This is a genomic window from Frankia nepalensis (assembly GCF_016786325.1).
GTDB lineage: Bacteria > Actinomycetota > Actinomycetes > Frankiales > Frankiaceae > Pseudofrankia > Pseudofrankia nepalensis.
Genome location: NZ_JADWYU010000088.1, coordinates 20884 through 27896, shown reverse-complemented (window position 1 = coordinate 27896; position 7013 = coordinate 20884). Strand labels below are relative to the sequence as shown.

Sequence of the window (7013 nt, the reverse complement as noted above, 5' to 3'; positions counted from 1 at the left end):
TGTGTAAACCACCCCGGGCCCGGGCGCCGCGGGGGCCTGGCGGGGGGCTTAGGGGGGGGCGGGGGGCGGGGCGGCAGGCGGGGAGGGAGGAGCGGCCGCGTGCTCGGCGAGACCCAGCCGGGAATGCAGGCGCCGCAGTGGAGCCGGTGCCCACCAGGCGACAGGGGCCACGATCCGCAGCATTCCGGGCATCAACAGGCCCCGCAGGACGCAGGCGTCGAGCAGGACCGCGATCGTGAGACCCAGGCCGAGCAGCTTCAACGACGTCACGGAGGAGGCGACGAAGCCGACGAAGACGACGGCGAGCAGCGCGGCCGCGAAGGTCACTATCCGGCCGGTGTGCCCGAGCGCCACGGCCACCGAGCCAACCGGGTCGCGGCCACGGGCGTGCTCCTCCCTGACCCGGGAGAGCAGGAAGACGCCGTAGTCCATGGACACGCCGAAGGCCACGCAGAAGACCAGGACCGGGATCCCGGCCGGCAGGCTGCCGGTGGCGGTGAAGCCGAACAGGCCCGACAGGTGGCCGTCCTGGAAGATCCAGACGAGCGGGCCGAAGGTCGCTCCCATCGCGAGCGCGTTCAGCGCCAGCGCGAGCAGCGGCACGACCACCGACCCGAGCAGGAGGAACAGCGCGACGAAGGTGACGAACACGATCACCGCGCCCGCCACCGGGGCGCGCGCGGCGAGGGCGTCGATGGTGTCCACGCGCTGCGCGGCCTGGCCGCCGACCAGCGTCTGGAACGGCGCCGGGACCGCGCGCACGTCGCGCACCAGCCGGGTTCCCGCGGCGGAGATCGGCTCGACCGCGGGGACCACCGTCAGGTGCACCGCGTCACCGGCCATCCGGCTGCCCGCTCCCGCCCGCGCGGCGTTCGCGACTCTCCGGCCGTCGAGGTAGCTGCCGTCCGGCGCGTCCACCCGCGCCACCCCGTCCACCCGGGACAGCGCCGCCGCGTAGCCGGCGACCACGCCGCCGCCGGCGGGGCCGCCGCCCTGGGCCTGGGCGACGCCGGTGCCGACGACCCGCAGCGGGCTGGCCTCCCGGCCGTCGAACTCCGCGCGCAGGATCTCGGCGGCGGCCCGGGCCTCGCTGGCCGCCGGCAGGTTGCGGTCGTCGTTGACGCCGAGCGAGAGGTGCGCGACCGGGAAGGCCGCCATCACCAGCAGGGCGACCGTCGGGGCGACGACCACCCACGGCCGGCGCATGACCACGATCGCCGTCCGGTACCAGAAACCGCCCTCGGCGCCGGCCGCCTGGGCGCCGGCGGCCGGTCCGCCGCGGCGGCGGGCGCGGGCGTGGACCCGGTCGCCCAGCAGCGCCAGCAGGAGCGGCACCACCAGCACGGCTGACAGCCCGGCCAGCGCCGTCGCCGCCATGCCGGCGTACGCCATCGAGCGCAGGGCCGGAAGCGGGAAGATCGCCAGGCCGATCAGCGCGATGGTGACCGTGGCCGCGGAGAACGCGACGGTCCTCCCGGCGGCTTGGACCGCGCGGACGAGCGCCTCGTCCACCGTGCCCCCGCGAGCGGCCTCCTCTCGGTAGCGGGCGATGAGCAGCAGCGCGTAGTCGATCGACAGCCCGAGGCCCAGGCCGACGGTGATGTTCGTGCTGAAGGTCGACATGTTCGTCACGGCGGCCAGCAGGCCGACGACGTTGATCCCGGCGAACACGGCGACCGCGCCGGCGGCCACCGGCACCAGCGCGAGCCGGGCCCGGCGCAGGTAGAGGACGAGCAGCGCTAGCAGCACCGGAAACGCGAACAGCTCGGCGCGGACGAGATCGGACTCGCTGCGCTCGGCGGCCTCGGCGGCGATCACGTCCGTGCCCGTCACGCCGACCGTCAACGCGCTCGTCCCACCGGCCGGCTCGCGCGCGCTCCCCGAGCGGAACCGGTCCGCGAGCCGTTCGGCGAGCTTCATGCGCTCCGCGTCGTCACCGGCGAGGCTCGCGAGCACGAGGCCGTAGCGCCCGTCCGCGGAACGCAACGTCTCGGCGCCGGTGTCCCAGTAGGACATGACCGACCTGACGCCGGGCATGCCGGCGAGCCGGTCACGCAGCCCGGCCGCCGCCTGGGCGACGGCGGTGTCGTCCACCCGGGCCGGGAGGCGGCCGGGGTCGGCGGGGTCGGCGGGGTCGGCGGGGTCGGCGCCGGGCGCGCCCGGGCCGTCGGCGGAGCGGCCGTCAGCCGGGCGGTCCTCAGCCGGGCGGTCGCCGCCCGCGCCGACGATCAGCACCAGGCCGGCGGGGACGACGTCGAACCGTTGCGCGAGGATGGCCGCGGCGCGCGCCGACTCCGCGTCGCGTGGAGTTTCCGAGCCGGGGGCCAGCGAGCCGCCGGCGACGGCGCGCAGCAGGGTCAGCAGGGCGAGTCCGGCAAGGACCGCCAGCGCGACCAGCCGGCGGTGCCCGACCAGCCACGCGGCCAGCCCCCCACCCGTGGTCGATCCGCCGCCGGGCCCACCGGGACCGCAGGGACCGCCGGGACCGGCGGCGTCGGGCGGCCGGGCGGGAACGCCAGGCGGGAACGCGGCGAGCGGCGGAATGGTCGTCATGGTCACCTCGTCCGTGATGCGCGATCCGGTTGACGCGAGTACGCCAGCTCCCGGAGCCGGTGGCATCGGGCCCGCGGACATCGCCGCCCGGCATCCCGGCCAGCCCGGGCAGGGACCGCGGTCGGGGCGAGGACTGGACCGTGGTACGACGCGGCCGTCGCTGATCCGCCGTACCGTTGATCCGAGATGACTGAGACCGCGACGTCCGCGGGCGAGACCGGCGCGCTCACCGCCGCGGCACCGGAAGAACCCAGAGGCGCCGTCAGGGCCCGGGCCTGGGCCCGGATCGGCCGCGCCCGGTACCGCGTCGTCACCGCAGCGGCGACGCGGTACCGGGCCCGGGCCGCCTTCCGGCGCGGGAGCGGCGGAGGCGCCGGCCCGGGCCGGTCCCCGACCGACCGGATGGCGCGATCCGCCGACCTGGTCGTCCATGGCATGACCGCGGTGGCCGGCGCGCTCGTGATGGTCACGGTCGGCTACGACCCGTGGCTGCTCGCCCTGGTCGGGCTCACGCTGGTACCGGCCGCGCTGGAACTCTTCGGCGCGCGGGTGCCGGCGCTGCCCGGGGCCGTCTGGAACCTGGCCCTGGTCGGCGCGCTGGTGGGCCTGCGGGCGCCCAAGCTGGTCCTGCTGATCGCCGTGACCACGGCGACCTGGGTGGCGCTGCGCTCGGCCTCCGTATTCCTCAACGCCACCGTGCTGGCGCTGGGCGTCGCGATGACCTTCCTGCGACACCACCTGGACGTGATCGACGCGGTCGCCGGGAGCGACGCCGGCTATGTCTCGGACGGCTCGCTGTTCTGGGCGGCGGCGCTCGGGTATGGCGCGGCGACCGGCTTCATCCTGCGGCGGACACGGGAGATGGCCGACGAGCTGACCGACGCGCAGGGCCGGCTGGTCGCCGCCGCGGCCGCCGACGAGCGGCGGCGGCTCGCGCAGGACGTCCACGACCTGGTGGCGCACTCCCTCGCGGTGGCACTGCTGAACATCACCGGGGCGCGCCGGGCCATGCGGCGGGCACCCGAGCGCGCGGACGAGGCGCTCGCCCGCGCGGAGACCGTCGGGCGGGAGAGCCTGGCGGGCATCCGCCAGGTCGTCGGCCTGCTCCGCGACGAGCAGGGCTCCGTCGCCTTCCGGTCGGGACCGCTGCCGGTGGCGCAGGACGTCGGCGACCTGGTGGCCGGGTACCGCCGAAGCGGGCTCCCGGTCGGCTTCGAGCTCGAGGGTGACCTCCGCGGCCTCGACCCGGCCGCCGGCTCGGTGCTCTTCCGGACCGTGCGCGAAGCGCTCGCGAACGTGCTGCACCACGCCGGCGCGACGCCGACCCAGGTCCACGTGCGGATCGACGCCGGGTGCGCCCACGTCCGTGTCCGCAACGATCTTCCGTCGGCGGGCGCCAGGACCGCGCCGCCCGCCGGCGCCGACCACCGGTCCGGCATGGGCCTCGCCGGGGTCGCCGAGCGGGTGCACGCCCTTGGCGGCACCTTCAGCGCGGGCCCCGGTGACGGCTCGTGGGTGCTGACGGCGGCCATCCCGATCGGTGCGGCGTCGGCGCGGTCCTCGCCGCCGGCTCCGCTGGCGCCACCGGCTCCACTGGCGCCACTGGCGCCACCGGTTCCAGCGTCCTCGGTGCCGGGGTCGCGATCCCGCCGGCGGGCGCCGGGGTGAGACGAATGGGGACGGTGACGGGGAGGAGCGGTCACGGGAGGGACGGTGCGATGGCCACGGGCGCGAACTCGGCGAATCCCGCGCCAGCACCCGGCATCCGGGTGCTGCTCGTCGACGACCAGGAGCTGATCCGCGCCGGCCTCGCGCTGGTGCTCAGCGGCGAGGCCGAAGGCGAGAGCGGGGACGAGCCGCCGATCGAGATCGTCGGGGAACGGTCCGACGGGGACGAGGTGGTGGCCGCGGTGCGCTCGCTGCGTCCCGACATCGTGCTGCTCGACATCCGGATGGCGCGTATGGACGGGATCGACGCGATGCGGGCCCTCGCGCGCCAGGGCGGCTATCCACCCGTGCTGGTGCTCACCACCTTCAGCGACGACGACGCCCTGTGGGGCGTCATCGCGGCCGGCGCCGCCGGCTTCATCCTGAAGGACCGCCCAGCCGACGACATCATCGCCGCGATCCGGCTGGTGGCGGCCGGCGGCACCTGGCTCGACCCGTCGGCGAGCGGGCGGCTGCTGGCCGCCCTGCGAGCGGCGCCGCGCGGCGACCCGGCCCTGCGACGCCGCATCCAGCGGCTGTCCGACCGGGAACGCCAGGTCCTGGGCGCCATGGCGCGGGGCGCCACCAACCAGGAGATCGCCACCGCGCTGCGGGTCAGCGAGCGCACCGTCAAGGCGCACGTCGGCAGCATCTTCCTCAAGCTCGAGGTGCGCGACCGGGCCGGCGCCATCGTCGCGGCCTTCGACGCCGGCCTCGCTTCCGCGCTCCGGCCGGGGACGTGACCGCGCCGGTCGGCGTCCACGGGCACGCGTCGGCCCCCGGCGGGGCAGGAGGGGCAGTCATGGCCCGCGGCGGTCCGCGCGGGGTCACGGCGCGGTGAGTGCCTCGGTGGGTGTCAGGCGGGAGGCGCGGGTCGCCGGGTAGAGCCCGGCGACCGCGCCGATGAGGACAGTGGCGCCGAGCGCGAGCAGCATCGCCCAGGACGGGACGACGGTGGGCCAGCCCTGGACGACGCAGTAGCAGGCGGTGACGCCGATGCCGCCGACAAGCCCGCCGAGGCCGCCGAGGGTGGACAGCAGCAGCGCCTCGGCCAGGAACTGGTCGCGAATGTCGCCCCGGGTGGCCCCGAGAGCGCGGCGAAGGCCCACCTCTCCTCGTCTTTCGAGCACGGAGATGACCATCGTGTTGGCGACGCCGATGCCGCCGACGAGCAGCGCGACCGAGCCCAGCCCGAGCAGGAGCGCGCCCAGGGTCGAGTCGGCCGCGTGCTGCGCGGCGAGCGCGTCGGAGGGGCGGGAGACGTCGACCTCGCCCGGCGCCGCGGGGTTGGCCGTGCGCGCGAGCAGCGCCTGGGTCTGCTCGACGCGGTCGGGATGCGCGCGGGTGTACACCGTCGTCGGGTAGCTGTCGAAGCCGAGGAGATCGGCGGCGGCGGGCCAGCCGACGAGGGCTGCGCGGTCGAGCTCGGGCGCGAGGCCGACGGGGGCGAGGATGCCGACGACGGTGAACCACTGGCCGCCGAGGTAGACCTGCTGCTCGGGCCCGGACGAGTCGACACCCAGGTGGGCCGCGGCCGCCGATCCGAGGACCACCGCGGGATAGCCCTGCGTCGCCGCGTCGAGGTAGGCACCGGCGACGACGTCGGCGCCGACGGTGCCGGGCAGGCCCAGCCCGGTCGCCAGCACGGCGATGCCGCCCGATGCCGCCGCCGGGATCCGGTCGTTGCGGTAGACCCGGGCGTCCGGCACCAGGCCCGTCGCGCTGACCGACTCGACGTCGCCGATCGCGTCGATCATCGTGACCGCTTCGGCCGGCAGGTGTGCCTGGTCGCCGAAGAGGTTCTGGCCCGGGCTGACGGTGAGCAGGTTGGTGCCGAGCGCCGCCATCTGGCGGTGGAAGTCCTCCCGGCTGGAGGAGGAGACGCCGACGACCGAGATCATGGCCGCGATGCCGATCGCGATGCCCAGGGCGGACAGCGCGACGCGTGTCGGCCGCGCCCGCGGCCCGGCGGCGCCGACGCGGACGAGGTCGCGGGCCGAGAGCCGGACCGGGCGAAGCGCCCGGCCGGCGCCGGGCGCGGCGTCCGTCGCGGATCGGGTGGTGGTCATGCGCGGGCTCCCTGAGGCATTCGGACGTCGGCGCTGTCGCCGACCTTGCGGCCGTCGCGCATCTCGACGCGTCGCGGCAGGACGGCGGCGACGTCGCGGTCGTGCGTGATGATCACGATCGTGGTTCCGGTGGCGTGGAGCTGTCCCAGCAGGGCCATCACCTCGGCCCCGGCCGCGGAGTCGAGGTTGCCGGTGGGTTCGTCGGCCAGCAGCAGAGCCGGTTCGCCGGCGACCGCGCGGGCGATCGCGACGCGCTGGCGTTCGCCGCCGGACAGTTCGTGTGGCCGGTGGCCGACCCGGTGGCCGAGACCGACACGGGCGAGCGTGGCGCGCGCGCGTTCGAGCCGCTCCGGGCGGCGCACGCCGGCGTACAGCAGCCCGTCGGCCACGTTCTCCAGCGCCGACACGCCGGGGGCGAGGTGGAACTGCTGGAAGACGAAGCCGATGCGCCGCGCGCGCAAGGCCGAGCGCTGATCGTCGCTCAGCGTGTGGACCAGATGGCCGTCGACGGTGACGGTTCCCGTGGTCGGCTCGTCGAGGGTGCCGAGCAGGTGGAGCATCGTCGACTTGCCCGACCCGGACGGCCCCAGGATTCCGACGAGCTCGCCGTGGTCGATCCGCAGGCTGACGTCCACCAGGGCGCTGACTGGGCCGAAGCGCCTGGACACCCGGTCGAGGACGACG

The 7013-nt window shown here is 76.1% G+C and carries 5 protein-coding genes; 2 read left to right on the top strand and 3 right to left on the bottom strand.

Going from position 1 to position 7013, the window contains the following annotated elements:
- Positions 1–48: 48 nt before the first annotated feature.
- Positions 49–2553: an MMPL family transporter gene (locus tag I6A81_RS05800; RefSeq protein ID WP_203010117.1), complete on the bottom strand. Its 2505-nt coding sequence runs from the start codon at positions 2551–2553 to the stop codon at positions 49–51.
- A gap of 186 nt (positions 2554–2739) precedes the next feature.
- On the opposite strand from I6A81_RS05800, the gene I6A81_RS44725 reads away from it, so the two are divergent.
- Entirely contained in the window at positions 2740–4221 is a 1482-nt protein-coding gene (locus tag I6A81_RS44725; protein ID WP_285222659.1) for a sensor histidine kinase, read from the top strand.
- Positions 4222–4271: 50 nt separating this feature from the next.
- Complete coding sequence (locus tag I6A81_RS05790; protein ID WP_203004693.1) at positions 4272–5003, top strand: response regulator transcription factor; 732 nt, start codon at positions 4272–4274, stop codon at positions 5001–5003.
- Between the two features lie 84 nt (positions 5004–5087).
- On the opposite strand, the gene I6A81_RS05785 is transcribed toward I6A81_RS05790, so the two are convergent.
- Together I6A81_RS05785 and I6A81_RS05780 are read right to left on the bottom strand one after the other, a co-directional pair.
- Complete coding sequence (locus I6A81_RS05785; protein WP_203004692.1) at positions 5088–6329, bottom strand: ABC transporter permease; 1242 nt, start codon at positions 6327–6329, stop codon at positions 5088–5090.
- The gene (locus I6A81_RS05780) at positions 6326–6997 is read right to left on the bottom strand and encodes an ABC transporter ATP-binding protein (RefSeq protein ID WP_203004696.1); all 672 of its coding nucleotides are present in this window, start codon (positions 6995–6997) and stop codon (positions 6326–6328) included. The genes I6A81_RS05785 and I6A81_RS05780 overlap by 4 nt, the downstream gene beginning before the upstream one ends.
- Positions 6998–7013 lie beyond the last annotated feature (16 nt).